Below are 24480 nucleotides of genomic sequence, written 5' to 3'. Positions count from 1 at the left end.
TCAGTCGCCATCGTGCGCCTGCGTCGGGTCGTAGCCGAGCAGGTCGCCGGGTGTGCATTGCAGCTCCCGGCAGATGGCATCCAGCGTGGAAAAGCGGATGGCGCGGGCCTTGCCGGTTTTCAGGATGGACAGATTGGCCAGCGTGATGTCGATGCGCCCCGCCAGCTCGGACAGGGTCATGCCACGCGCCTGCAGCATGCGGTCCAACGTGATCACTACGGCCATCAGGTCAGGTCCATCAGATCAGGCCATCCAGGTCATCGCGCATCGCCGCGCCGACCGCGAACACGCGCGCCAGCACGAACAGCATCAGTACCGCGACCAGACCGGTGATGGACATGCCTCCGCCCACCTCCATCCAGGCGAAATCAGGCCCCATCCAGGCAGCGTAGAGGCCGATCACGATCGACAGCAGTTCCATCGCCAGCATCAACCAGGCCATGCGCTGCAGACGCCGGGCATTGGCATGGGTGAAGGGGCGTTCGCGGGCAGCGGACCTCAGCATCCGCGCGAGGTGTCGGAGGAACACCAGGCACAGCACCAGCAGGGCAACGATGGTGCCCAGGCCGATGCAGAAGTGCAGGAACAGATCGCCTCCGTGGGCGGCGGCAGTGCGTGCATCATGCACGGCATCCAGCAGCCAGCGGCGGTCGTAGGCGACCAGCGGCACGGCCAGCAGTGCGGCCAGGATTCCCAGCCAGCACATGGCCCGCACGGCCTGCACGGCGGTCTGGGCCAGGGTGAACAAGCCTCGCGCGGGTCTGGCGCGGGCGGGACGAGCGGTCAAGCGGCCTCCGGTATTGGGGTGGCCCTGCCGCCCCGGGGTGGATTTATCGATAAACGATATACCACATCCCGAAGTGAAAGGCTGAACGTCGGCGCTGTTGCACGCGAGCTTCGAACCCGCCTCCGCACTTGACACCCCAGTGACGATTTGATTATTAATTAACTAATTGGTTAATCATATTCTCATGGATCGCATCTTCGAAGCACTCGCCTCAACCGCCCGGCGGCAGGTCCTGGCCTATCTCAGCGCCGGTGAACTCAGTGCGGGCGAACTGTCCGAGCGCTTCGATTTCAGCAAGCCGGCACTGTCCAACCATCTGCGCATCCTTGAAGAGGCAGGTCTGATCGAACGCGAGAAGCGTGGCCAGTACGTGTACTTCCGACAGGTGCCCGACCGGCTTGCCAACACCTTGTTCTCGTGGGCTGCCGAGGTCTGCCCGGTGGGCGGCCCACTCAAGCGCGAAGCGCGCGCACGCCGCAAGTCGCCCGCCCCCTGAGGAGCCGCCCGATGCCTGGACCGACCCACGACAGCCGCTCGTTTCCAGGTGTACAGCTTGCGGCTCAGGAGGGCGGCAGCCCCGTTGAAGTCACACTGATCGCACAGCTCGGCATCGGTGCCGGAGACGCACTGGTGGCTGATGCCAGCCAGCGTCAGCGCCACCACCCCGCCTTCATCGATGCACTCGATGAGCCCTCTGCGCGGCTCGGTGGCATGCATCTGCAGTACGGCGATGCGTCCTCGCTGTACAGTTTCATGGTCGGCGAAGGCGGACATCCGTTCCATCGCCACGCCGGCCCACGCATGTTCACCGCCATCGCCGGCAGCGCAGGCGCTGAGCTGCGTTTCGCGATGGCCTCCGATGCACAGCTCGCAACCGATCCCGTCGCGCTCCCGCGCTCGCTGCGTCGCGTCCAGATCCCACCGGACTGCCTTTTCACCGTTCGATTTGGCGGAGGTACCTGGCACCAGTTTGTATCGAACCATCCTGGGCACCCTGCCCTGTTCGCACTGTCTTGCCACAGCAACGAACTGGCCGGTGCGATGAGCGCTGAAACAAGAGCGCAGGTGCAACGCAACGGTGCTGATATTCCCAGCTTGACTGAGGTGCTTCCCGAGGTGCACTGGCCCACCATGGCCACGCTGGCGGCCACCCCGCTGCTGCGTCTCTCGCTGCAGGCCGCACCTCCCAGCCTGTGCGCGTCCCTGTGCGCCCGTACCCGGGCGTTTCTCGGCCCGCTGCGACGGATCAATCTGCGTCCACTGCGTGGCTTCGTCGAACGTGCCCCCCTTCCATTTACCATCGAGTCCCGCGCGCCCAGCGATGACGGACTGCTGGGCAAAGCACTGCAGTCCAGCAACTACCATGATCTGACGGTGCTCCGGCTGGACGGTGCTCAATTGCAGCAGCCACCTGTTTCGCAGTTGCTGGCAAACGTGCTGGAAGGCTTCCTGTGCAACCCACCGGGCGGCGTCAGCCAGCTGATGGCGGTGCGCAACTGGCTGGTGGCTCCCTTGGGGCTGCGCACCGCGCGGCTGGGCTGCCCGGTCTCGTCGCTGGCATGCAGCGATCACACGCAGCTCTTTGCGGGCCGCTATCCCGTGTTGGATTCACAGGTCGATGCACATGGCCGCTATGCCGAAGTACTGCTGGGCGCCGACGATCGCCACCTGCGCTTCCGCAGCAGTGTCCGCGTGCAGCGGCATACCGACGGCCGCATCGATATCAGCCTTGGCACGCGTGTGCAGACCCGCAACATCTTCGGGCGTGTCTACATGGCGTTGATCGATGGCGTGCACCGGCATTACATCGCCCCTGCACTGCTGCGGCGCGCAGTCGAACATGCGCTCGCGCCCGAACTGGCGGTTCCCGGTGCCTGGACCGGTGAAGCCTCGCTTCGCTGAGTCCATAGAAGGCGGGATGAAACGCCATTGTCGTGTTCCGCAAACTGCCGAGGGGTTTACTGTCCGAACTCAACGCGCGTAGCGGAACACCAGATCGTCCGGATCGTTGCGCAGCGCGTCCGCATCCAGCACACCGCCCAGCCGCCGGGCCACGGCCTGCGACGCGAGGTTGTCCGGCGCCATGTAGCTCACCAGCGTCGGCAACTGCAGCGATGTGAACGCCCAGTCGCGCAGGGCGGCCGCGGCCTCGCTGGCGAAGCCCTGCCCTTCGTGGCCGTCGTACAACAGCCAGCCCAGTTCCTTTTCCGGAAACAACGGGCCGTGATTGATGCCGACCTGTCCAATGCAGGCGCCGCTGTCGCTCCGTTCGATCATCAGCGCGCCGTGGCCGAACAAGGGCCAGCTGGCCAGGTCGTGACAGAACTGTCCCCAGGCCGCGACCTCACCAAATGGACCGCCATGCCGCGCGCACGGGGCGATGCAAGAAAGCTCGCATAGGTGTTGAAATCATCCAGCCGCTGCGGGCGCAGGCGCAACCGTGCGGTATGCAGCGTGGGAATCTCCAGCATCGCCACGGCCGATCTCACTGCACAGCCACACGACCATCACCGCGGCGCCGCAGCGACGGAGGGCGTGGCGCATCGGCGTCGGTGCGCGCCAGCACGGACGCCGGCTGCGCGCTGGCCAAGGCGGGATCGACGGACATGGCGGGCTCCTGCAGTGTCAGGCTGCAAGTCTAGGCCGCGCCCTGTGCGATGCAGATGAAGTGCGGCGCCAGGGGGCATGCTGCCCCTGATGTACCGCCATGACCGGCGTCGCCAGCGCCGTGGCACTCAGCGTGCACCGGCAATCCGTACCTGGTCGCGTCCCTGTGCCTTGGCCCGATACATGGCGGCATCGGCAGCACGCAGCAGGGAACGCCAGCCCAGTGCATCGGTACTGCCCTCGGCCACACCGAAACTGGCAGTGACACGCAACACGCTGCCATTGCCCAGCACGATATCCGACTGCTGCAGTGCGACGCGCAGCGATTCGGCCAACCGGCCACCCGCGCCGAGATCCCCATCCGCCAGCAGCACAAGGAACTCCTCGCCACCGTAGCGGGCGATGCTGTCGGTGTGCCGCAGGTGCCTGCGCAGCAGCTGCGCAACCTGCACCAGTACCTCGTCGCCTGCGGCGTGGCCTTGGCCGTCGTTGATTGCCTTGAAATGATCGACGTCGAGCAGGATCACCACCGCCATGACGTTGCCTGCGGCGTGCCGCTGCTGCACGTGTTCGTCCAGCGCGCGCCGATTGAGCAACCCGGTCAGCGCATCGGTGCCGGCCAGCTGGCGCAGTTCGCTGGTCAGTGCGGAACGTTCACGTGAGGTCTCTCGCAGCACTTCAATCGCGTCGAACAGCCGCTGCATCTCTGCCAATGGATGAGTGACGTGCTGCGCGGGGCCCGGCGCGTCGGACGCGATCTGCACCACCTGTTCCTGTGCCTGCAGCAGCGGCCTGAGGATCTGCCGGTGGGCGATGCGCAGGGCCACGCCCAGCACCGCCAGCGTGCCCAGCGCGGTGGCCCACAACACGGCCAGCCGTGTCGCCTCACGATTCCGTGCCTGTTCGAAGCGAACGATGGACATGCTCAGGTAGCCGTCGCGCAGCGCCTCCAGTGACTGCAGCGTCGGAACGTAGCGCGCAGTGAATTCCGCGGTGCTCCACGGCGGAGGCCGTCCATGGCGACCGTCCTCGATCAGCTGTTCGATCATCGGCAGCGACTCGGCGAAGAACTGTCGGCGTGCCATGTCCCAGTGCCACGACAGCTCGGGATCACTGCGGAACACCGACTCGTGGCTGGCTGCCAGCCGCCACAGCTCGAGCAGGCGGCCCTCGGTCTGCTGCGCCGCGCGTACCTGCCGGACGCGCCAGGCCCCGGGAACCGCCACCGGTGCCATCACATTCGACGCCAGTCGGCCGCCATGCTCGCGCAGGTCCATCAGGATCTGGCCCTGGATCGCCGGAATCGCCGCTTCGCGGCCGGTGGCCACCAGCACGTTGATCTGCGCCGAACCCAGGCGATGCAGGCGATCGGTCACCATGAACATGCTGTTGATCGCATGCTCCACGTCGTCGACCGTCCGCGCGTCTGCCGGCTTGGCCACGACCCGGTCCACCGCCGCGCGCGCCTGGCGGAGCTGATGCTGGGCCTCGAACAGGGTGCGGCGCTCGTCAGGCAGGGAGGGCCCGGACAGGATCACGGCATCCATCTGCGTCATCGCCACATCGACCCGCTTTCGCGCCTGTGCCAGCCCCGCCGCGAGCCGCGCGCGTTCGCCGGCATCGGCGCAATCGCTGCCGAGCAGGCTGTTGGCAGGCCCGCGCTCGGCGGAGGCCAGATTGGCCAGATCAAAGGTCTGTCGCAACCGGTGCAGGCTGACGAGGTTGTCCTCCGCTGCGGTGTAGCGCAGCGTGCCCTGGACCAGGGCGATGACCATCAAGGGCAGCGTGCAGACCACGAACAGCCCGGCCAGGATCCAGACCCAGGTCCGTAACCCGATCGGCGACACCTTGCGGGCCATTCACCATTCCCCTGAAGTGCCGGTCACTGTAGCTGCCGGCTGGCGGCACCCACAAGCGCCCACCGTGGCCCTGCAGTGGCGCCCGCTGGCACCGGCAACTGTCAGATCCAGCGCTGGTCCACCAGTTCCCGTTTCACATAGGCATAGAACACCGGCGCAGCGACCAGCCCCGGCAGGCCGAAGGCGGCTTCCATCACCAGCATCGACAGCAGCAGTTCCCACGCACGGGCCTGGATCTCGCCACCGACGATGCGGGCATTGAGGAAGTACTCGAGTTTGTGGATCACGACTAGGTACAGCAGCGCCACCACCGCCACGTAGAACGATACCGACAGGGCAACGATGGTGATGACGGTATTGGAGATGATGTTGCCCACCACGGGCAGCAGGCCGGCGATGAACGTGATCAGTACCAGCGTCTTCGACAGGGGCAGGTGCACGCCGAACAGCGGCAGCACCCCCAGCAGGAAAATCGCGGTGAACACGGTATTGAGCAGGGAGATCTTCACCTGCGCGAACACCACCTGGCGGAATGCGGTCGCCAGGCGGCCGGTACGGCCGATCAGTTCCTGCGCCAGCGGCCCCATCGTCGGCAACGGAAGCTCGTCGTACAGCGCGATCATCGCCCCGAGCACCATGCCGATCAGCACGCGCACGCCGATCTGCACCGCCGATGTGCCGGCGACGCCCAGCTGCCGCTGATGCTCTGCCGCCCACTCGTTCAATGCCGCACGCAGTGCCGGCATGTCCTCGGGAATATAGGGCTGCAGCAGCGCCGGCACCTGGTGACGCGAGGTGTTGAGGATGTCCATCAGGCGCGCCAGCAGCGCATCCGGCCCGCCGGTTTCGGTGCGGAAGAAGGACGCCACGCCGATGCCGGCCAGCACGAGCACGCCGATGATGACGGCCGAAAGCACGATCACCGCGATCGCACGCGCGCGCCCGGGCGGCAGGCGCCCCTCCACTGTCGACGCCAGCAGGTGGGTCAACTGGAACACCAGCAGGCCCGACAGCAGCGTCACCACCAGGCCCAGCTTCAGTACCAGCCACATCCCCAGCAGCATCAATGACCAGGCCGCGATCCTTGCAACGGGAGGCCTGGGCTGGGCAACGAGGGCGTCTTGCATGGCATGAGTCCGGGCGGGGTGGCCCATGGTAGTGGAACGCTCCGGACACCGAAATGAATGGAGTTGGGGCCAGCGCTTCTGATCACAGGCAATGAAACATCCCCGGCAGGCGCAGGCCTGCAGGGGTTCCTGCCTGCTGCCTTCACCTGTGCCCGGGCGACGCTGTCGAGCCACGCAGCATCAGACTGAAGTCCAGCGTCTGCTGAAGCGGGACATCGACGCCTTCGATGATGGCGAGCAGCAGTTTGACTGCGCGGTCGCCGATCTCCCGCATGGGCTGCCGGATGGTCGTCAACGGCGGCGTGAGGTAACGCGACGACGCCAGGTCGTCGAAACCGACGATGGACAGCTCCTCGGGCACGCGGACGCCCAGTTCCCGGCAGGCCGCCAGGGTTCCCAGCGCCATCTGGTCACTGAAGCAGAAGATCGCGGTCGGCGCCGATGCGGCGGCCAGCAGTGCCGTCGCCGCCGCATGGCCGGATTCGACGGAGAAGTCACCCGGCACGACACTCAACTGGCGCAGTCGGCCGCGCGCCCTGCCCGCCGCCCGTGCCCCTTCCAGCCGCTGCTGGTGCAGGGGGTTGTCGGGGGGCCCGCCCACCACGGCGATCCGCTCATGTCCCAGTCCGTACAGGTGCTCCATCACCGCACGCGCGGCGGCAGCGTTGTCGATGTGGACACTGGGGAGGCCCAGCGCGGGGTCGAATTCACAGCCGTTGACCACCGGCGCGGCGGCGCCCTGCTGCTCGACGATCGCGCGCGCGGTAGGCGGCAGGCGATGGCCCAGTACGATCAGGCCATCGGCCTCGTTGCGACGGAGCATCTGCGCATAGCGCTCCTCGCGGTCGGGTCGATGCTGGGTGTCACCCAGCAGGACCGCGTAGCCGACGGCCTGGGCCGCGTCTTCGGCACCCTGCAGGATCTGTGCGAAGAACGGGTTGGCAATGTCCGGCACGGTCACCAGGATCTTGCCGCTGCGCTGCGTCTTCAGCGTGCGGGCGACCGTGTTGGGCACATAGCCCAGCGCGGCGGCGGCCTGTTCGATGCGCGTGCGCGTCGCCGGCAGCACCTTGTCCGGCCGGGACAGCGCCCGCGACACCGTACCGGCGGAGACGCCGACGTGCTTGGCGATGTCGTAGATGGTGGCCATGGCGTCAGTTCTTGTTTCCGCTGTGCAGTGCACAACAGGGTTTGCGGGAGACCCTGCTAGGGTAATGCAATCGATTGCATCGCGGGCGAACCACGTTGAAGACGCTCAAGGGTCCGGCGCTGTTCCTGGCGCAGTTCATCAGCGAAACACCTCCTTTTGATCGGCTGGACACGCTGGCCGGCTGGGCCGCGGGCCTGGGCTATTGTGGCGTACAAGTGCCGACGAACGCGCCGCATCTGTTCGATCTGGCCGAGGCCGCGCGCAGCCAGGCGTACTGCGACGACATCAGCGGCATGCTGGCCGACCATGGCCTGCAGATCACCGAGCTGTCTACCCATCTGCAGGGACAGCTGGTCGCCGTCCACCCCGCCTACGACAGCCTGTTCGACGGCTTCGCGCCGGTGGACAAGCGCGGCAACCCCGCCGCGCGCCAAGCGTGGGCGGTGGAACAGTTGAAGCTGGCCGCCCGCGCCAGCCAGCGCCTGGGATTGACCGCGCATGCCACGTTCTCCGGCGCGCTGGCCTGGCCCTACTTCTATCCCTGGCCGCAACGCCCACCGGGACTGGTGGAAGAAGCCTTCGCCGAACTCGGCCGGCGCTGGCGTCCCATCCTGGAGGCGTTCGACGCCAGCGGCGTGGACCTGTGCTTCGAGATCCACCCGGGTGAGGATCTGCACGACGGTGCCACCTTCGAGCGCTTCCTCGATGTGGTGGACCACCACCCACGCGCGAAGATGCTGTACGACCCCAGCCACCTGCTGCTGCAGCAGATCGACTACCTGGGCTTCATCGACCGGTATCACGATCGCATCGGCATCTTCCACGTCAAGGACGCGGAATTCCGGCCCAGCGCGCGCAGCGGCGTCTATGGCGGTTACCAGGACTGGATCGACCGGCCGGGGCGCTTCCGCTCGCTCGGCGACGGCCAGATCGACTTCAAGGCGATCTTCTCCCGGTTCGCGCAGTACGATTTCCCGGGCTGGGCGGTCGTGGAGTGGGAGTGCTGCCTGAAGCACCCGGAGGACGGCGCACGCGAGGGAGCCGCCTTCGTCCGTGACCACATCATCCGCGTGACCGAACATGCCTTCGACGACTTCGCCGGCAGCGGCACGCCGCCGGAATCACTGCGCCGCATGCTGGGACTCTGAGCCACTACCGCCCCGGGAGGGCAAGCCATGACGCACGCCATGTCGCGCTTGGGCGCGATGATGTTCCTGCAGTTCTTCATCTGGGGCGCGTGGTTCGTGACCCTGGGGACGTATCTGGTGCAGGGCCCGCTGCAGGCCAGCGCCAGCCAGGTGGCCACCGCCTTCCTCAGCCAGTCCATCGGTGCCATCGTCGCCCCGTTCCTGGTCGGCCTGATAGCCGATCGCTACTTTGCGGCGCAGCGCATTCTCGGAGTGCTGCACCTGGCCGGTGCGGTGCTGATGTGGTTCGCATCCACGGCGACGGACTTCAACACGTTCTTCGCTTGTGTCATGGGTTACATGCTGCTTTTCATGCCGACGCTGGCCCTGGCCAACAGCGTGGCGATGCGCCATATGCAGTCGCCTGAGAAGCAGTTCCCGCTGGTGCGCGTGGCCGGCAGTGTCGGCTGGATCGTGGCCGGCGTGCTGATCGGCTGGCTGGGCTGGGAGCAGGCGCATCGGCTCGAACTGACCTTCCGCATGGCGGCGATGGCGTCGCTGGCCCTGGGTCTGTATGCCTTCACCCTGCCGCACACACCGCCGCTGGCCAGGCAGCGCGATGCGGGACTGGGGCAGATCCTGGGCCTGGACTCGCTGCGCCTGCTGAAGTCGCGCTCCTACCTGGTGTTCTTCCTCGCCTCCATCGCCATCTGCATTCCGTTGGCGTTCTACTACAACTTCACCAATCCGTATCTCAACGACCTCGGCGTGCGCGGCGCGGCCGGCCTGCAGTCGCTGGGCCAGGTCTCGGAAGTGCTGCTGATGCTGGCCATGCCGTTCCTGTTCGTCCGCCTGGGGGTAAAGACCATGCTGGCGGTAGGCATGGCTTCGTGGGTGGTGCGCTATGTGATGTTCGCCTTTGGCGACGCCGGCGGTGCGTTCTCCCTGCTGGTGATCGGCATCGTGCTGCACGGCATCTGCTACGACTTCTTCTTCGTCACCGGCCAGATCTATACCGACGCACACGCCGGCCCCGACGTGCGCAGCAGCGCCCAGGGCTTCATCACCCTGGCGACGTACGGCGTAGGCATGCTGATCGGCACGTTCCTGTCCGGTGCGGTGGTGGAGCACTTCACCACGGCGGCGGGTCCGGACTGGCAGCAGATCTGGCTGTTCCCGGCCGGCGTCGCACTGGTGGTGCTGATCGCCTTCCTGCTGCTGTTCCGCGACCGCCCCGCTGTCGCGCCCGCTCCCACCGCACCCTGAGGAACCCATCGGATGTCCAAGCTTGGAATCGCCATCGTCGGCACGGGCATGATCGGTGCGGTGCATCGCCGCGCGGCACTGCTGGCCGGGGCCGAGGTCCGCGGCGTGGCGGCCTCTTCCCCGCAGCGCGCACAGGAGGTGGCGCAGGCGTGGAACGTCGCGCATGCCTACCGCGATATCGAGGAGGTGGTCAGCGATCCGCAGGTGCAGGTCGTGCATGTGTGCACGCCCAACCATCTGCACCGCGCCATGGCGCAGGCCGCGCTGGAAGCCGGCAAGCACGTGATCTGCGAGAAGCCACTGGCCACCACCCTGGACGACGCCCAGGCATTGGCCGCGTTGGCCGCCAGGACCGGTCTGGTCGCTACGGTCCCCTTCGTCTACCGCTATCACCCGGTGGTCCGCGAGGCACGCGCACGCATCGCGCAGGGCGAGCTGGGGCCACTGCACCTGATCCACGGCAGCTACCTGCAGGACTGGCTGCTGGATCCGGCCAGCAACAACTGGCGTGTCGACCCCTCGCTGGGCGGCACCTCGCGCGTGTTCGCCGATATCGGCTCGCACTGGTGCGACCTTGTGGAATGGGTCAGCGGCGAACGCTTCGCCGAGGTCAGTGCCGCGTTCGCCACCGTCATCGCCGAGCGCGGCGCGGTCACCGGGCAGAGCTTCACCACGCCGGCCGCCGGCGGCACGACGCACGCTGTTTCCAGCGAGGATGTGGCCACGGCGATGTTGCGCACGAGTGCGGGTACGCTCGCCTCGTTGACGGTCAGCCAGGTTTCGGCCGGACGCCACAACCGGCTGTGGTTCGAGATTGACGGCGCCAGGGCCAGCGTGGCCTTCAATCAGGAAGATGCCGAGCGGCTGTGGATCGGCCGGCCCGACCAGCGCGAGGATAGCTTCGTGCGCGGGCCCGGTGCCGGCAGCGCCGAACAACGCAGATTGTCGATCTTGCCGGCCGGACACGCGCAGGGCTATGGCAACTGCTTCGAAGCGTTTGTCGCCGACACCTACCGTGCCATTGCAGGCGAGCAGCCGGAGGGCCTGCCCACCTTCGATGACGGCCTGCGCTCGGCGCGGATCGTCACACGTGTCATCGCATCCGCCAGGTCACGTGCCTGGACGGCCATCGATTGAATTCCCGGAGGACTGCCTGATGAACATCCGTATCCGCAGGACCGCAAGCCTTGCACTGCTGCTGCTCGTTGCCCTGCCCGCCTTCGCGCGCGATGCCACCGACCTGCACACGCCCATCGCGGTGCAGATGTACACGTTGCGCAATGCCGGCTCGCTCGACCAGCAGCTGAAGATCGTCCACGACGCCGGCGTGCGCGCCGTGGAAACAGTCGGTACGCAGAATGTCAGCGCTGCCGAACTCAAGCAGCTGCTCGACAAGTATTCGATCAAGGCGATTTCCTCGCACACGCAGCTGGCCGATCTGCGCAGTGACCTGGATGGCGTGGTCGCCTTCAACCGGGCCATCGGCAACACCACGCTGGTGGTGCCCTATCTGGCCGAGAAAGACCGCCCCACCGACGCTGCCGGCTGGACGGCGCTGGGCAAGGAACTGGGCCAGCTCTCGAAGCAGGCCCGTGCCAAGGGCATGCGCCTGGCCTATCACAACCACGACTTCGAGCTGGTCGACTTCAATGGCACGACCGGACTGGAACTGCTGTTCGCCGCGGCCGGCCCCGATCTGCAGACCGAGCTGGACCTGGCCTGGGTCGCACGGGCCGGCCATGACCCGGTGGTGATGCTGGGCAGATTCAAAGGCCGCCTGTTCGCGGTGCACGCCAAGGACAATGCCCCGAAGGGCCAGGCTGAGGATGAAGGCGGCTTCGCCGCCGTGGGCCAGGGCGTCCTGGACTGGAAAGCGATCCTGCCCGCCGCCGCCACGGCCGGCGTGCAGTGGTACATCCTCGAGCATGACCAACCCCGCGATCCAGCCACCGTCATCCGCACCGGTGCGGACTATCTGCGTGAACACCTGACTGCCCGCGTGCCTGCCGGTGCACAGCGCTAGCCCGCGAAGGAGCCCAGCTTGAAAACGATTCTGAAAGTGACTGTCGCGCTGTGCGGCACCCTGCTGGCCGCTGCGGCGTGGTGCAAGGAAGACCCTGCTGCCGGAGCGCAGCTCTACGCAACGCACTGCGTGGCCTGCCACGGTGCGGAGCGCGCCGGCGTGCCACCGACGTTCCCTGCGCTCACCGACGTCAGCAAACGGCTTCAGCCTGCGCAGATCAAGGACAAGATCAAGCAGGGCGGCGGCTTGATGCCCCCCTTCCCGCAGCTGTCGCAGCAGGAGATCGACAACATCGCCAGCTACCTGGCGAAGTAGGCATGAGGGTGCGCTACAGCTCGCGCACCCAGATGTTGCGGTAGCTCACCCTGGCGTCGTGCTCCTGCAGGTACAGCGGCGCACAGGCATGTGGCGCGTAGGAAGGCGCGCCGATGTACTCGGTCTTGCCCGCCAGCACCGTGTCGTCCTGCACCAGCACACCGTTGTGCAGCACGGTGATGCGGGCCGGCGAGGTGAGCCCGCCGCCTGCCGAGAAGCGCGGGGCCTTCCAGATGATGTCGTAGGCCTGCCACTCGCCGGGCGCACGCGAGGCATTCACCAACGGAATGGCCTGCTTGTACATCGATCCGGCCTGGCCGTTGGCATAGGTCGGGTTGTTGTAACTGTCGAGCACCTGCAGTTCGTACACCTCCTGCAGGAAGATGCCACTGTTGCCGCGGTGCTGACCGTCGAATCCGGCGGTCGCGGTGGGCGTGCGCCACTCGACATGCAGCTGGACATCGCAGAAGCGCTGCCTGGTGCGGATGCCCTTGCTGCCGGGCACCACGGTCAGCGCGCCATCGGCAACGGTCCAGGGCACGGGTCCGCCCTGCTCCGACTCCCAGCGCGACAGATCCTTGCCATCGAACAGCACGATCGCATCGGAGGGCGCGCGGCCTGGCGGCGTCGCTACGACCGCGGGAACCGGCGTCCACACTTCGGTCTTCGCCGGATCGCGCGCAGGGTCGCCGCCGTCCTGCGCGAACACGGGTGCGGTGCCCAGCAGGCAGGCCACTGTCAGGAGAGGTCGGTTCATCGTGCTTCCGGATCAAGGTGGGGGGTCGAGGCGTGGAGGCCCATCAGCTGGTCCCCCACGCCGGCGTGCCGGGCGTATAGGCAAGATCGCCGTCATAGCGACCCGGCACCGCAACGTACTTCAGCACTTCGGTCGCACCGACCTTCGAGGTGAAGAAGCCGAAGATGACCAGCTGCTTGATCATCGTGAAGTAGTGCGGCGCTGCCTCCCCCTCTTCCGCGGCACCGGTCTCGGTGACCTCGACGACGTGCGCCCGGGCTTCCGCATCCAGGGTGCGCAACAGTTCGCTGCGGGCCTGCGAGGGGAGCGACACGAAGCGGCCACCGGCACGCTTGTCGATATCGACCAGGCCGGCGCGGAATATCGCCTGCTGCCGGGGGGTGTAGCAATCGGTGACGAACAGCGCCATGAACGGGCCCGCGCCGGCATCCTTCGCGCCCGGCGTTGTGGTTCGCGGCAGGATGGTTTCAGCGATCTCGTCCAGCATGCTGATGTCAGCGGCAGAGAACGCGGCCTTCGATCCTGTCGTCGCGCTCTGCCCTGCGGCCAGTGCGGGCAGGCCCACCATGGCCGCGCCGGTGGCGGCGACGATCATCTTCAACAGTTCGCGACGGTCCATCACAGGTTCCCCGCTTTCAGTTCGCGTACGGCATGGTCGGCGGCCCGTGCCGTCAGCGCCATGTACGTCAGCGATGGATTCACGCACGCGCTGGAGGTCATGCAGGCGCCATCAGTCACATAGACATTCGGCGCATCCCAGACCTGATTGTGCTGGTTGAGCACGGAGCTTCTGCGATCGCGGCCCATGCGGGCCGTGCCCATTTCATGGATGCCCTTGCCCGGGGCGTAGTCGTTGTCGTGCATCTCCACGTCCTTGACGCCGGCTGCCTCCAGCATCTCGGCAGCATCGGCCGCCATGTCCTTGCGCATCGCCAGTTCGTTCGAGCGCATCGAAACGTCCATCGCCAGCACCGGCAGCCCCCACTTGTCCTTGCGCTGCGGATCCAGGCGGATCGTGTTGTCGTGGTGCGGCAGCATCTCGCCGAATCCGGTCATGCCGATGCGCCAGTCGCCCGGCAGCGTCAGCGCCTCCTTCAGGTCGGCACCGATGTTCAGCTCGGCGATCTCGCGCGACCACCCGGTGCGGCTGGCACCGCCCTGGTAGCCGAATCCGCGCAGGTAGCTGCGCTTGTCCGCAGCGACGTTGCGGAAGCGTGGAATGTAGAAGCCGCAGGGGCGGCGACCGAAGTAGTACTTGTCGTCGTAACCCTCGACCCGGCCGGAGGCACCGGCACCAAAATGATGGTCCATCACGTTGTGCCCCAGCTCGCCGGATGACGACCCCAGACCGCCCTCCCAGACATCGGTGGCCGAGTTCATCAGCATCCAGGTCGAGTTGAAGGAGGATGCGTTGAGGAAAATGACCTTGGCGGTGTACTGATAGGTCAACCCGGTCTCGGCATCGATGACCTCCACACCGCGCGCGCGCTTGCGGTCCTTGTCGTACAGCACTTCCTTGACGATCGAGAAGGGCCGCAATGTCAGATTGCCCGTTTTCATCGCCGCCGGCAGCGTCGCCGCCTGGGTCGAGAAGTAAGCACCGAAGGGACAGCCCAGGATGCACTTGTTGCGGTACTGGCAGTTGACGCGCCCCTGCTCGGGCATGGGCTGGGTGATGTTGGCGGTACGCGAGTGGATCATGTGCCGCGTTCCGCCAAACGCCTTCCTGATCCGCGCGGCCACATCCTTCTCGACGATGTTCAGCGGGATCGGCGGCAGAAATTCACCGTCCGGCAGCACGTCCAGTCCCTCGCGCGTACCGGCGATGCCGGCGAACTTCTCCACATGGTCGTACCAGGGTGCGATGTCGGCGTAGCGGATCGGCCAGTCAGTAGCGATGCCGTCCTTGAGGTTGGCTTCGAAATCCAGATCGGAGAAGCGGTAGCTCTGCCGCCCCCACATCAGCGAACGGCCGCCTACGTGGTAGCCACGGAACCAGTCGAAGCGCTTGGTCTCGGTGTACGGTGACTCCTGCTCATTGGCCCACATCCCTTCCAGGTTCTCGGCCAGGCCGTAGTCGCGCATCAATACGGGGAAGGCGGCCTTCATCGCCTGTGTCGGCCGGTTGCGGTGCGGGAAATCCCACGCCTCCTTCATCGCATTGACGTAGTCCTTGACGTGCTCGATGTTGCGCCCGCGTTCCAGCATCAGGACCTTCAGGCCCTTCTCGGTCAGTTCCTTCGCCGCCCAACCGCCACTGATTCCCGAGCCAACAACGATGGCGTCGTAATGATTGTCTGCCATGGGTCTACTTCACCTGGGTGGATATCGTTTCAGACGTCGCAGAGGCGGATCGCCTCGCGCAGCGAGCCGACGGGATCGGGTGCCGCAGGCATGAACTCCTGCGCCAGATACCCCTCGAAGCCGGTGTCGCGGATCGCGCGACAGATGGCCGGATAATGCAGTTCCTGCTGGTCACCGATCTCGTGCCGGCCTGGCACACCTGCGGTGTGGTAGTGCTTGAAGAAGCGGTGATGCCTGCCGATGGTGGCGATGATGTCGCCCTCCATGATCTGCATGTGATAGATGTCGTACAGCAGGCCGAAATTGTCCGATCCGAGCCGCTGGCACAGCTCGACGCCCCATGCGGAGTGATCGCACAGGTAATCGGGATGATCGACCCTGGAGTTCAGCAGCTCCATCACCAGCACGACACCACGCTTCTCGGCATGGCCGAGGATGCGCTTCAGCCCGGCTTCGGCATTCTCCAGGCCTTCCCGCGGATCCATGCCGTCACGATTGCCGGAGAAGCAGATGAGGTTGCGGTAGCCGGCATCGGCCACCAGATCGATGTGCCGCGCGTAGCGCTCCACCAGTGCATCGTGATACTGGCGGCCGGCAAAGCCTTTGGTCAGGCTGATCTCGGCGCCGTTGCACATGGAGCTGTAGACGCCATGCGCCTTCAGTGTGGGCCAGTCCGCCGGTCCCACCAGATCGATGGCGGCGAAGCCGATATCCTTCACCGTCTGGCAGAGCTGGGCGACCGACTGCTGCGGGAACGTCCAGCGGGCGACGGAATGCTTCAGGTTGCCCTTGAGTGGGGCCTGGGCGGCGAACGAGGGCAGCGCGGCTGCCGCAGCCAGGCCAAGGCCGCCAGCGAACGCCATGCGCAACGCATCGCGCCGCGTAAGCCCCGATGCCGGTCCGATCGAATGGATGGACATCCATCTGCCGGCCTCCCAACCGGTATCAAACGCAACGATTCACAGCAATGCAATCGATTGCACCATAAGGGAGGAATTCTTTTTTTTGCAAGACGCGGTGCACGAAAAATCCATGCTGCGCGGCACAACGCCGGCCTGCCGTGGAAAAAAGAAAAGCCCCGCATCGGCGGGGCTTTCTGTTTCCTGCGGACGCGCGTCCGATCAGAACGGAATGTCGTCGTCAGCAAAATCGTCCATCGGCGGCGCCGACTGCTGCGGCTGCGGGCGCTGGTTGCCGCCCTGGTTGCCATAGCCACCGCCCTGTCCACCACGCTGGCCACCACCACCGCCGTACTCCTGGCGCGGTGCCTGCTGGCGCTGCGGACGATCACCGCCGTAGTTGCCGCCACCACCGCCACCGCCTTCACCGCGGCCGCCCAGCATCTGCATCTCATCGGCGACGATATCGGTGGAGTACTTCTCCACGCCGTCCTGGCCGGTGTACTTGTCGTAACGCAGGCTGCCTTCGACGTAGACCGAGCTGCCCTTGCGCAGGTACTCGCCGGCGATCTCGCCGAGCTTGCCGAAGAACACCACGCGGTGCCATTCGGTGCGTTCCTGCTGGTTGCCATCCTTGTCCTTGCGGACGCTGGTGGTGGCCAGGCTGATGCGGGTGATCGCCATGCCGCTCTGGGTGTACTTCACGTCCGGGTCGTTGCCGAGATTGCCGACCAGGATGACTTTATTGATGCCGCGCGCCATAGGTACCTTCGTCCGTTGTCCAGGGGCAGTCGACCAGTGATAGCACAGCCCCGGCCGGGGGTGCAGGACACTGGGCCGCCCCCGATGAATTTGGGGGAATGCAAGAACACCGCATCTTAGCACTGCCGCCGCTCCGTGCCCGGCCAGAAGCGACGAAAGACACCGAAAGATCCTACTGAAATCCTTGTAAGGCAATGACTTAGCCGTCCGGGCCGGACACCCCGGCGCGGCCGGCCGCAGTGACGGCCGGCGCTGCGATGGCGCCCCCATGGCATCATGCCGGGGCATCTACTCATTCGTTCGCGCGCTTCCCCCATGACCATCAAAGGCAAAGCCACCTCCCTGGACATCGCCCATCTGGCCGGCGTCTCCCAGCCGACGGTGTCGCGGGCCCTGCGCGGCAGCCCGATGGTCAATGCGGAGACCCGAGAACGCATCCTGCGCATCGCCCGCGAGCTGAACTACAAGGTGGACAAGAACGCCTCCAGCCTGCGCCTGCGCAATGCCGGCACGCTGGCCCTGCTGTTCTTCGAGGACCCGACCAACGACGATTCGCTGATCAACCCGTTCTTCCACTCGATGCTGGGTTCGATCACCCGCGCCTGCGCGCTGCACGGGCAGGATCTGCTGGTGTCGTTCCAGCAGCTGTCGACCGACTGGCAGGCCGACTACGAGGACAGCAACAAGGCCGACGGCATCATCCTGCTGGGCTATGGCGACTACCACGAATCGCGCGACCGCCTGCAGCGGCTGGTCGAACAGGGCACCCACTTCGTGCGCTGGGGTGCGGCCCTGCCCGGCCAGCCCGGGGTATCGATCGGCAGCGACAACTTCCAGGGCGGGCACGACATCACCACCCATCTTCTGCAGCAGGGCTGTCGGCGCATTGCCTTCCTCGGCCACGCCTCCAGCCATTACCCGGAATTCGAGGAGCGCTATCGCGGTCACGTGGCAGCCCTGCGCGATCACGGGCTGCATGCCGAACCGGCCCTGCAGCACGATGCCATCACCACCGAAGCGTCCGGCCAGGAAGCCTGCCAGGCGCTGCTCGCGCGAGGCGAACACATCGATGCGATCTGCGCCGCCAGCGACCTGATCGCCATCGGTGCGATCCGTGCACTGCGCGAGGCCGGGCTGCGGGTGCCGCAGGACGTGGCGGTCACCGGGTTCGATGACATCCCGCTGGCCGCATCTGTATCGCCGGCATTGACCACCGTGCAGCAGGACACCAAGCAGGCCGGGCAGCTGCTGGTGGAACGGCTGCTGGCCTCGATCAGCCGGCAGCCGGTGGAGAGCCAGAGCATCCCGGTGAAGCTGGTGGTGCGGGAATCATCGCTGCGCGGCTGAAACAGCGGACGTGATCGGACGGGACTACGCAGTGAACCCGGCCTGCGGGCACCGGACCGGGTGCCGCAAGGCCCGCAGGTGGACGGCCCCGTCGGGTGGCCTCAGCCCTGGGCGAAGTCCTTCAGGATCTCGCCGACGCCACTGGGCGAAATCTCGAAGCCCAGCGAGGTACCCGGGTTGATCACCACGCCGTAGCCCCCCGGCACGCGGCGCAGCACGTCCAGCATCAGCCAGCGGATCTGGTGTTCGGCCTGCTGGCTGTAGATGCCCACCCGCGATGGATCGGTGAACACGGCCACGTGCAGCGTGCCCTGCTTGTCGAACAGCAGTGGGTCGAAGCCGCTGCCGTCGGGGGTGACCAGGCTGCCGGTCAGCAGCAGCACCTCGGAGGCGACGAAGGCCTCCATGAAGGCGCGGATCGGCACCGCCCCGTCCATGGCCGCCTTCAGCAGGGTTTCGATCGGGGTCTGCGGGGCGAGGTCGGACATGGCGGTACGGCGCGGCGTGAGGGGTGCCTATTGTAGGGTCGAGCCTGCTCGAAGAGCGTGCCAACCAAGGTTGGCACCTACCAGAGCGGGAGTGCCAACCGAGGTTGGCACCCACCAGAGCGGTAGCGCCGGGCCACGCCCGGCGGCGCCCTCACCGTCCCAGACGCTGGTCCCGAGCCTTCTGGTCGGCCATCGCCCTGTCCAGCTCTGCCTGCAGCGCTGGCTGCTGCACGGAGGCATCCAGCACGTACACCTTCACGCCATGCGCGGGCACTTCGGCCTTCAGGGAGGCATCCACCTGCAACAAACCGCCGTCCAGCGCGTCGCGCCAGCGGCCCGCCTGCAGGTAGCGCTCCACCTGGAAAACCGTCGCCTTGTCGCCCTTGTTCAACAGCACCAATGCGGTCTGTGCCACATCCCCCTGCTGCAGCACACGGAAGAACACCGCCTCATTGCCACGCAGGCGCTCGTTCACCTGCAGGCCGCGCTGCAGCGCCGGGGTGGCCTGGCGCAGCTGGGCGATGCGCCGCAGTGGCGCGAAGATCGGGCTCTGCGGTGCGGCATCCACCCGCGCCTGGCCGAAGTAGGCACGGTTGCCGGCATGCTCGGCACGGCCCCGCATGAAGCCGGTTTCCGAGCCGTAGTAGACCACCGGGATACCACGGGCGGTGAACAGCCAGTTGTGCGCGTCGATGAAACCGTTGTCGCTGGCCTGCAGGCGTGGCATGTCGTGGTTGTCGTAGAAGCTCATCAGCTCGTACGGATTGGCATAGGGGCCGCCGGTCAGGTGCAGCGGCTCGGCCAGCGTCTCGAAGCCCTTGCCGGCGGTACCGAAGGTCTGTTCCAGCGCGCCACGCAGCGGGAAGTCGAGCACGCTCACATTGGCGTTGCGCGGCCAGGTGTGCTCGGCAATCCTGCTGGCGTCGTAATCGAAGGCCTCGCCGAACATGAACATGTTCGGATGCTCGGCGCGGATGCGGTTCACGAACTCGTGCCACCACGGGTGCGGCAGCCAGCCGATGGTATCGATGCGCAGTGCGTCCACGCCCTGCGCGGTCCACTGCAGGTACGCGCCGACGAGGTAGTCCATCACCGCCGGGTTGTTCTGGTTGAAGTCGGACAGCTCGGCCAGGTTGCCATCGAAGATCGAGCCTTCCTTGCTGTCGACCGGGCCGATGGTGTTGTAGAACGCGTGCAGCGGGTTGTGCTTTGGATCCAGCTTCTGCGGGGGCAGGTTCTGGTGGTCGGCGATCAGCTTTCCATCCTTGTCGAAGATCTGGCCGAACTGCGGCTGCCGCGTCGGCATGGTCCAGGCCGGCGAACCGTGGTTGCCGACGATGTCCAGCACCACCTTCAGGCCGGCACCATGCAGGCCCTTGGTCAGGCCTGCAAAGTCCAGGTCCTTGCTGGGCAGGTGCTCGTCGAGTTTGTAGAAGTTGATGCCCCAGTAACCGTGGTAGCCGGTCTTGCCGCGGTCGGTCAGCGTGCTGGTGCAGCTGATCGGCTTGCTGCCGGTGAACGCCTCATCCGGATTGTCGACGATCGGCGTGATCCACACCGCACCGAAGCCGAGCTGACGGATGTAGTCGGCGTTGTCGAGCACGCCCCTGAAGTCGCCGCCGAGGTAGCCGATGTTGCCGTCCACCTTGTCCGGGCAGGGCACTGGAATGTCGAACGTGCGGTGGCTGCCCCCCTGATCGCGATGATCGTTGGACGGATCACCGTTGACGAAACGATCGGTCACCACGAAGTACACGGCATCGCTGGCGAACGGTTCGAGCGTGCCCACGTAGTCCGGGCGCGATGCGGCCTGTACCGCCGTGGCGAGCAGGGCCAGCGACAGCCCCAGCGACATTCTGGAATACACATGCATCACGCACTCTCCTGATGGGCCGGCACGCGAAGCACGCACAGCCCGGCAATGAACAGACTCACTCCACCCAGCACCAGCACGTGCAGGGGATTTCCGCCCAGCCACTCGCGCAGTGCGAAGCCCAGCGCGCTGGCCGCGACCAGCTGCGGAATGACGATGAAGAAATTGAACAGGCCCATGTAGATGCCCATCTTCGCTGCCGGCACGCTGTCGGACAGCAGCGCGTACGGCAGCGACAGGATCGAGGCCCAGGCGAAGCCGACGCCAGCCATGGACAGCAGCAGCCAGGTGGGGTCCTTGATGAACATCAGCGAGATCAGGCCCAGCCCGCCGAGCCACAGGTTCACCAGGTGGCTCCAGCGCAAGCCGATGGCGCGCACCATCGGCGGGATCAGCAAGGCGGCCAGTGCGGCGAAGCCGTTGTAGGCGCCGAACAGCACACCGACCCAGTTGGCACCCTCGTTGTACGCCGCCGACTGCGGGTCGGTGGAGCCGAAATGCGTGCCGGCCACCGCTGCGGTGGTGTAGATCCACATCGCAAACAACGCAAACCACGAGAAGAACTGCACCCAGGCCAACCGGCGCATGGTCACCGGCATCGCCCGCAGATCACCCACGATCGCCGCCAGCATGTGCGCCTGCGGCAGCGTACGGGCCAGCGCAAGAAGCACACCATAGCCCGCGCAGAGACCCGCCAGCACATAGAGCATCCTGTCGCCCTGGCGCGCGGCGATCACAGCGGCCAGCAGCACGCCTGCCCCCAGCCACAACGCCACCTGCGCCCACGGTGCGGGGCCACTCGCAGCGGCGGCGGCATGGTGCGCCGGCGGCTCGGCGTCATCGAACCCGGCCAGTTCTGCCGGTGAATACTCGCGGGTACTGACCACGGTCCAGGTGATCGCCGCCAGCAGCACTGCCGCACCGAAATAGAACGCATAGCGCACCGTATCCGGCACCTCGCCGGCAGCGGCTGTGTTGGCCACGCCGAAGTGGGCCAGGATGAACGGCAGGAAGCTGGCAACGATGGCACCGACACCGATGAAGAAGCTCTGCATCGCGTAACCGGCCGGTCGCTGGCGCGGTGCCAGCTGGTCGCCCACGAAGGCCCGGAACGGCTCCATTGATACGTTGATCGAAGCATCCAGCACCCACAACGTGCCCGCCGCGATCCACAACGCAGGCGAGTTGGGCATGACCAGCAGGGCCAGCGTGGTCAGCACCGCACCGATCATGAAGAACGGGCGACGCCGGCCCCAGCGCGTCCACGTGCGGTCGGAGAGATAACCGATCACCGGTTGCACCAGCAGGCCGGTCAACGGTGCGGCGATCCACAGCCCGGGCACCGACTCCATGTCCGCGCCAAGCGTCTCGAAGATGCGGCTGGCGTTGGCGTTCTGCAGGGCAAAACCGAACTGGATGCCGAGGAAGCCGAAACACATGTTCCAGATCTGCCAGAACGACAGCTGCGGTTTGGCAGGGCGGTTCATCGTGCGTCCTCCGCCGTGGCGACCGGCGCCAGCGTCAGCGCCTTCACCTGCGCCTGGTTGAGCACGCCTTCGCGCCCGCCCTTTCCGCCGGTGTAGTGCGCGAAATGCTGCAGCGCGCTCATGTTGAAGCCTTCTTCAAGCACGACCGTGCACGGCCCCTTGGGCACAGCGAACGTTGCCGAGGTCGAGTCCTGCACGGCCACGCTGTGCGGCATCGCAACCGTATGCCGCTGCAATGGCTGGCCCGGGCACTGCAGCACCAGCTGCTTGACCGCAGCCGTGACACCGGTGTTGATCGGCCCGTTCGGGTTGCGGTACTGCAGGCGCAGGCGCACCTGCCCGGCCTTGGCCGAGGTGAACTGCCAGCGTTGCTCGCCCTTCAGCACCTGCTGCGGACCGACGCAGAGCATCGGGCTGTGCAGCGATTCCAACGTGCCTTCGCGCCGGGTCAGGCTGAGGCAATGCTGTAGGCCATCGTCGCTGATGCGCGCCACGCCGTTGCTGTCGGTGACCGCCTTGCCGTCCTTCCACAGCACCTGATCGGCTGCCACCGGAACGTTCCAGCCCGCGCCCCTGCGCAGGGCCTGCGGCGCAACCGGCGTGGCCGGTGCACGCACGTTGGCCTCCGCAGTCGTGGCAGCGAAACCGGTTGCTGCCGGGGCGGCGACCAGCTGCACCGTCGTGGTGCTGCCACGCGTGGTGGTTCTGCCGGCCACCAGCAGGCCATCGCCCACGTTCTGCGGGCGCTCCAGCACATAGCGCTTGCCGTTGGCTTCCAACGTGATACGGGGATGTGTGCCGAACAGTTCCGGCACCAGCGCGGCCGGCAGCTTGGGCTGCACGCGGCCATCGTCCTGCACGCCGAACACGCCTTCGGTGACCATGGCCAGATAGCCCGCCACCGACCACAGCTGGCGCTCTGAATTGACCACCGGCCCGCTCAGCGCGCCTTCGTCCACATGCACGGCCTGGCTGACCAGCTCGTAGTTTTCCATGTTGGAACCAGCCAGTGCCGCCCCCTGCATCAGCGAGCGGATCTCGGCGGCGATGCGCGGCGCGTCGTCCAGCTGTCGCGCAGCACGCAGCGAATACGCACTGACGAACGGCCAGATCGCACGGTTGTGGTAGATCGGCTGCTGGGCTTCCTGTGGCCACACCACCGGGCTGCCGGCCGGCCCCATCGGGTAGTTCGCCAGCGCGCGGCGCGCCCGCGCCTCGGGCAGCACGTCGGCCAGGATGCCCAGCGACAGGCCCAGCAGGTCGACCTTGGCGTAGGGCACCGGATGCGCCGCCTCACCGATGTAGCTCATGTACTGGCCCATGTCGTCGCGCCAGAAGCGCGCATCGATCCGTACCGCCAGTTCATCGGCCCACGCCTTGTACTGCGCACGGCGATCATCGCCCCGCTGCGCGGCCATCTGCTCTGCCAGCCGCAGTGCCTGGTAGTGCAGGACGTTGGTGGACAGCGCGTAGGAATCACCGATGAAGCGCACGTTCTCCCGGGTCCAGTCCGGATACGTCTGTTCACGCCAGTCGAGGAACGAGGTTTCGCCGCGATAGAGGCCCATCTGTGAGTCGAACACCATCGCCCGGTCCTGCGCCAGCGTGCCCTGCAGCGCCTGCCAGACCTGTTCGGCAAAAGCAGGATCATCCAGCAGGTGGCGTGCGGCCAGGAACCACACCACACGGTCGCTGCTGATCGGCCAGCTGCCGCCGGAGCCGGTATCCTGCGCGACGAACAGGCCGGGCGTGCGCCCATGGCGGGCAGCCGACAACTTGAACTGCAACGACTGACGCGTGCGCTGCGGATCCAGCCGCGCCAACGCCAGGTCGGCGGCGAAGCTGACATCGCGGGTCCACACGTAGGGCCAGCGGGCGCCGGTCTGGAAGCAGTCGCATGGCACCGGCCGCCCTTCGTCAAAGGCGGGGTCGCGGATCGCATCGACCCGGTCCTGCGCCATCTCCTGCTGGGCCAGCGCGAACAGCGCGTCGAACATCACGCTTCCGGTCTGGCTGCGCATCGGCGCGGCGGCAATCGGCACAGCGCCGTTCGGCGTGTGCAGCACGAAGCTGCCCCTGGCAGCCGCTTCGGCACGCGCATGGCGGCCGTCGAATTCCAGGTCGGCCGCATGCGCGGTCGTCCCCAGCGCTGCCCCCAGGGCAGCGGTCAGGCAAATGATCTTCAGCATCGAAGCGGCAGACCGGCTTGCGCCCGTCGACCTCCCTCCCTCTCTGCACCGTTTATAGGTCCGCGCAGCCGTGACCGGCGCGCGGGCGCGGCGCCTCCCTCAAGGTGCCTTGG

Annotated in this window: 24 protein-coding genes; 8 read left to right on the top strand and 16 right to left on the bottom strand. The window is 66.5% G+C overall.

Going from position 1 to position 24480, the window contains the following annotated elements; genetic code table 11:
• Complete coding sequence (locus ACX9OW_RS20245; RefSeq protein ID WP_053516228.1) at window positions 1–225, bottom strand: helix-turn-helix domain-containing protein; 225 nt, start codon at window positions 223–225, stop codon at window positions 1–3.
• Between the two features lie 13 nt (window positions 226–238).
• Window positions 239–706, bottom strand: coding sequence for a DUF2975 domain-containing protein (locus ACX9OW_RS20240; RefSeq protein ID WP_065174736.1), 468 nt, complete (start codon window positions 704–706; stop codon window positions 239–241).
• 259 nt (window positions 707–965) lie between these two features.
• Here ACX9OW_RS20240 and ACX9OW_RS20235 point away from each other — a divergent pair, with 259 nt between their 5' ends.
• A complete protein-coding gene (locus ACX9OW_RS20235; RefSeq protein WP_196768758.1) occupies window positions 966–1283 on the top strand; it encodes an ArsR/SmtB family transcription factor in 318 nt (105 codons plus the stop codon).
• Between the two features lie 11 nt (window positions 1284–1294).
• Window positions 1295–2689 (top strand): DUF2867 domain-containing protein, encoded by a 1395-nt coding sequence (locus tag ACX9OW_RS20230; protein WP_322522845.1) that lies wholly within the window; start codon window positions 1295–1297, stop codon window positions 2687–2689.
• A 69-nt stretch (window positions 2690–2758) separates the two neighbouring features.
• Here ACX9OW_RS20230 and ACX9OW_RS20225 read toward each other — a convergent pair whose 3' ends face one another.
• The 5 genes from ACX9OW_RS20225 to ACX9OW_RS20205 form a co-directional block, all read right to left on the bottom strand.
• Window positions 2759–3064 (bottom strand): GNAT family N-acetyltransferase, encoded by a 306-nt coding sequence (locus ACX9OW_RS20225; protein WP_459062746.1) that lies wholly within the window; start codon window positions 3062–3064, stop codon window positions 2759–2761.
• A gap of 208 nt (window positions 3065–3272) precedes the next feature.
• Entirely contained in the window at window positions 3273–3395 is a 123-nt protein-coding gene (locus ACX9OW_RS20220) for a hypothetical protein (RefSeq protein WP_258391157.1), read from the bottom strand.
• A 127-nt stretch (window positions 3396–3522) separates the two neighbouring features.
• The gene (locus ACX9OW_RS20215) at window positions 3523–5253 is read right to left on the bottom strand and encodes a GGDEF domain-containing protein (protein ID WP_459040507.1); all 1731 of its coding nucleotides are present in this window, start codon (window positions 5251–5253) and stop codon (window positions 3523–3525) included.
• A gap of 101 nt (window positions 5254–5354) precedes the next feature.
• Window positions 5355–6380 carry an AI-2E family transporter gene (locus ACX9OW_RS20210; protein WP_053516238.1) on the bottom strand — a complete coding sequence of 342 codons (1026 nt, stop codon included), beginning with the start codon at window positions 6378–6380 and terminating at the stop codon, window positions 5355–5357.
• Window positions 6381–6522: 142 nt separating this feature from the next.
• A complete protein-coding gene (locus ACX9OW_RS20205) occupies window positions 6523–7530 on the bottom strand; it encodes a LacI family DNA-binding transcriptional regulator (protein ID WP_111186026.1) in 1008 nt (335 codons plus the stop codon).
• A gap of 95 nt (window positions 7531–7625) precedes the next feature.
• Between ACX9OW_RS20205 and ACX9OW_RS20200 the strand changes: the two genes are divergently transcribed.
• From ACX9OW_RS20200 to ACX9OW_RS20180, 5 genes are read left to right on the top strand one after another with little or no spacing between them, the layout of a single operon-like run.
• Window positions 7626–8678 (top strand): sugar phosphate isomerase/epimerase family protein, encoded by a 1053-nt coding sequence (locus ACX9OW_RS20200; RefSeq protein ID WP_065174573.1) that lies wholly within the window; start codon window positions 7626–7628, stop codon window positions 8676–8678.
• Between the two features lie 27 nt (window positions 8679–8705).
• On the top strand, window positions 8706–9923 hold the full coding sequence (locus tag ACX9OW_RS20195; protein WP_459062745.1) for a nucleoside permease: 1218 nt from the start codon (window positions 8706–8708) through the stop codon (window positions 9921–9923).
• 12 nt (window positions 9924–9935) lie between these two features.
• Window positions 9936–11060, top strand: a complete 1125-nt coding sequence (locus ACX9OW_RS20190) for a Gfo/Idh/MocA family oxidoreductase (RefSeq protein WP_197571099.1) — start codon at window positions 9936–9938, stop codon at window positions 11058–11060.
• Between the two features lie 19 nt (window positions 11061–11079).
• Window positions 11080–11946 (top strand): sugar phosphate isomerase/epimerase family protein, encoded by an 867-nt coding sequence (locus tag ACX9OW_RS20185; protein WP_065182392.1) that lies wholly within the window; start codon window positions 11080–11082, stop codon window positions 11944–11946.
• Between the two features lie 18 nt (window positions 11947–11964).
• Window positions 11965–12261, top strand: a complete 297-nt coding sequence (locus ACX9OW_RS20180; protein WP_053516691.1) for a c-type cytochrome — start codon at window positions 11965–11967, stop codon at window positions 12259–12261.
• Between the two features lie 13 nt (window positions 12262–12274).
• Here ACX9OW_RS20180 and ACX9OW_RS20175 read toward each other — a convergent pair whose 3' ends face one another.
• The 5 genes from ACX9OW_RS20175 to ACX9OW_RS20155 all read right to left on the bottom strand — a co-directional run bounded on the left by ACX9OW_RS20175 (window position 12275) and on the right by ACX9OW_RS20155 (window position 16983).
• Entirely contained in the window at window positions 12275–13018 is a 744-nt protein-coding gene (locus ACX9OW_RS20175) for a 3-keto-disaccharide hydrolase (RefSeq protein WP_065182393.1), read from the bottom strand.
• A gap of 43 nt (window positions 13019–13061) precedes the next feature.
• Window positions 13062–13637, bottom strand: a complete 576-nt coding sequence (locus ACX9OW_RS20170; RefSeq protein ID WP_053516689.1) for a gluconate 2-dehydrogenase subunit 3 family protein — start codon at window positions 13635–13637, stop codon at window positions 13062–13064.
• On the bottom strand, window positions 13637–15322 hold the full coding sequence (locus ACX9OW_RS20165) for a GMC oxidoreductase (protein WP_164151768.1): 1686 nt from the start codon (window positions 15320–15322) through the stop codon (window positions 13637–13639). Before ACX9OW_RS20165 ends, ACX9OW_RS20170 begins: the two co-directional genes overlap by 1 nt.
• 29 nt (window positions 15323–15351) lie before the next feature.
• The gene (locus ACX9OW_RS20160; protein WP_180875414.1) at window positions 15352–16242 is read right to left on the bottom strand and encodes a hydroxypyruvate isomerase family protein; all 891 of its coding nucleotides are present in this window, start codon (window positions 16240–16242) and stop codon (window positions 15352–15354) included.
• Window positions 16243–16443: 201 nt separating this feature from the next.
• Window positions 16444–16983 carry a single-stranded DNA-binding protein gene (locus ACX9OW_RS20155; RefSeq protein ID WP_459062744.1) on the bottom strand — a complete coding sequence of 180 codons (540 nt, stop codon included), beginning with the start codon at window positions 16981–16983 and terminating at the stop codon, window positions 16444–16446.
• A gap of 315 nt (window positions 16984–17298) precedes the next feature.
• Here ACX9OW_RS20155 and ACX9OW_RS20150 point away from each other — a divergent pair, with 315 nt between their 5' ends.
• Window positions 17299–18330: a LacI family DNA-binding transcriptional regulator gene (locus ACX9OW_RS20150; protein ID WP_253118922.1), complete on the top strand. Its 1032-nt coding sequence runs from the start codon at window positions 17299–17301 to the stop codon at window positions 18328–18330.
• A gap of 101 nt (window positions 18331–18431) precedes the next feature.
• On the opposite strand, the gene ACX9OW_RS20145 is transcribed toward ACX9OW_RS20150, so the two are convergent.
• From ACX9OW_RS20145 to ACX9OW_RS20130, 4 genes are all read right to left on the bottom strand, one after another.
• Window positions 18432–18818, bottom strand: a complete 387-nt coding sequence (locus ACX9OW_RS20145) for an SseB family protein (protein ID WP_164151766.1) — start codon at window positions 18816–18818, stop codon at window positions 18432–18434.
• 151 nt (window positions 18819–18969) lie between these two features.
• Window positions 18970–20691 carry an alpha-amylase family glycosyl hydrolase gene (locus tag ACX9OW_RS20140; protein WP_430542965.1) on the bottom strand — a complete coding sequence of 574 codons (1722 nt, stop codon included), beginning with the start codon at window positions 20689–20691 and terminating at the stop codon, window positions 18970–18972.
• Complete coding sequence (locus ACX9OW_RS20135) at window positions 20691–22178, bottom strand: MFS transporter (RefSeq protein WP_065182400.1); 1488 nt, start codon at window positions 22176–22178, stop codon at window positions 20691–20693. The genes ACX9OW_RS20140 and ACX9OW_RS20135 overlap by 1 nt, the downstream gene beginning before the upstream one ends.
• Entirely contained in the window at window positions 22175–24367 is a 2193-nt protein-coding gene (locus ACX9OW_RS20130; protein WP_459062743.1) for a glucosidase family protein, read from the bottom strand. Before ACX9OW_RS20130 ends, ACX9OW_RS20135 begins: the two co-directional genes overlap by 4 nt.
• Between the last annotated feature and the right edge of the window lie 113 nt (window positions 24368–24480).

This window comes from Stenotrophomonas genospecies 5 (genome assembly GCF_054473825.1).
Note: the sequence above shows the minus strand (reverse complement) of the source record. Positions and strands in the feature narration are given on the sequence as shown.

Excerpts from the sequence above, each read along its gene's own strand:
- ACX9OW_RS20245 (WP_053516228.1), bottom strand. The coding sequence starts at position 225 with ATGGCCGTAGTGATCACGTTGGACCGCATGCTGCAGGCGCGTGGCATG.
- ACX9OW_RS20240 (WP_065174736.1), bottom strand. The coding sequence starts at position 706 with ATGTGCTGGCTGGGAATCCTGGCCGCACTGCTGGCCGTGCCGCTGGTC.
- ACX9OW_RS20230 (WP_322522845.1), top strand. The coding sequence starts at position 1,295 with ATGCCTGGACCGACCCACGACAGCCGCTCGTTTCCAGGTGTACAGCTT.
- ACX9OW_RS20225 (WP_459062746.1), bottom strand. The coding sequence starts at position 3,064 with ATGATCGAACGGAGCGACAGCGGCGCCTGCATTGGACAGGTCGGCATC.
- ACX9OW_RS20220 (WP_258391157.1), bottom strand. The coding sequence starts at position 3,395 with ATGTCCGTCGATCCCGCCTTGGCCAGCGCGCAGCCGGCGTCCGTGCTG.
- ACX9OW_RS20215 (WP_459040507.1), bottom strand. The coding sequence starts at position 5,253 with ATGGCCCGCAAGGTGTCGCCGATCGGGTTACGGACCTGGGTCTGGATC.
- ACX9OW_RS20210 (WP_053516238.1), bottom strand. The coding sequence starts at position 6,380 with ATGCAAGACGCCCTCGTTGCCCAGCCCAGGCCTCCCGTTGCAAGGATC.
- ACX9OW_RS20205 (WP_111186026.1), bottom strand. The coding sequence starts at position 7,530 with ATGGCCACCATCTACGACATCGCCAAGCACGTCGGCGTCTCCGCCGGT.
- ACX9OW_RS20195 (WP_459062745.1), top strand. The coding sequence starts at position 8,706 with ATGACGCACGCCATGTCGCGCTTGGGCGCGATGATGTTCCTGCAGTTC.
- ACX9OW_RS20190 (WP_197571099.1), top strand. The coding sequence starts at position 9,936 with ATGTCCAAGCTTGGAATCGCCATCGTCGGCACGGGCATGATCGGTGCG.
- ACX9OW_RS20185 (WP_065182392.1), top strand. The coding sequence starts at position 11,080 with ATGAACATCCGTATCCGCAGGACCGCAAGCCTTGCACTGCTGCTGCTC.
- ACX9OW_RS20175 (WP_065182393.1), bottom strand. The coding sequence starts at position 13,018 with ATGAACCGACCTCTCCTGACAGTGGCCTGCCTGCTGGGCACCGCACCC.
- ACX9OW_RS20170 (WP_053516689.1), bottom strand. The coding sequence starts at position 13,637 with ATGGACCGTCGCGAACTGTTGAAGATGATCGTCGCCGCCACCGGCGCG.
- ACX9OW_RS20165 (WP_164151768.1), bottom strand. The coding sequence starts at position 15,322 with ATGGCAGACAATCATTACGACGCCATCGTTGTTGGCTCGGGAATCAGT.
- ACX9OW_RS20160 (WP_180875414.1), bottom strand. The coding sequence starts at position 16,242 with ATGTCCATCCATTCGATCGGACCGGCATCGGGGCTTACGCGGCGCGAT.
- ACX9OW_RS20155 (WP_459062744.1), bottom strand. The coding sequence starts at position 16,983 with ATGGCGCGCGGCATCAATAAAGTCATCCTGGTCGGCAATCTCGGCAAC.
- ACX9OW_RS20150 (WP_253118922.1), top strand. The coding sequence starts at position 17,299 with ATGACCATCAAAGGCAAAGCCACCTCCCTGGACATCGCCCATCTGGCC.
- ACX9OW_RS20145 (WP_164151766.1), bottom strand. The coding sequence starts at position 18,818 with ATGTCCGACCTCGCCCCGCAGACCCCGATCGAAACCCTGCTGAAGGCG.
- ACX9OW_RS20140 (WP_430542965.1), bottom strand. The coding sequence starts at position 20,691 with ATGCATGTGTATTCCAGAATGTCGCTGGGGCTGTCGCTGGCCCTGCTC.
- ACX9OW_RS20135 (WP_065182400.1), bottom strand. The coding sequence starts at position 22,178 with ATGAACCGCCCTGCCAAACCGCAGCTGTCGTTCTGGCAGATCTGGAAC.
- ACX9OW_RS20130 (WP_459062743.1), bottom strand. The coding sequence starts at position 24,367 with ATGCTGAAGATCATTTGCCTGACCGCTGCCCTGGGGGCAGCGCTGGGG.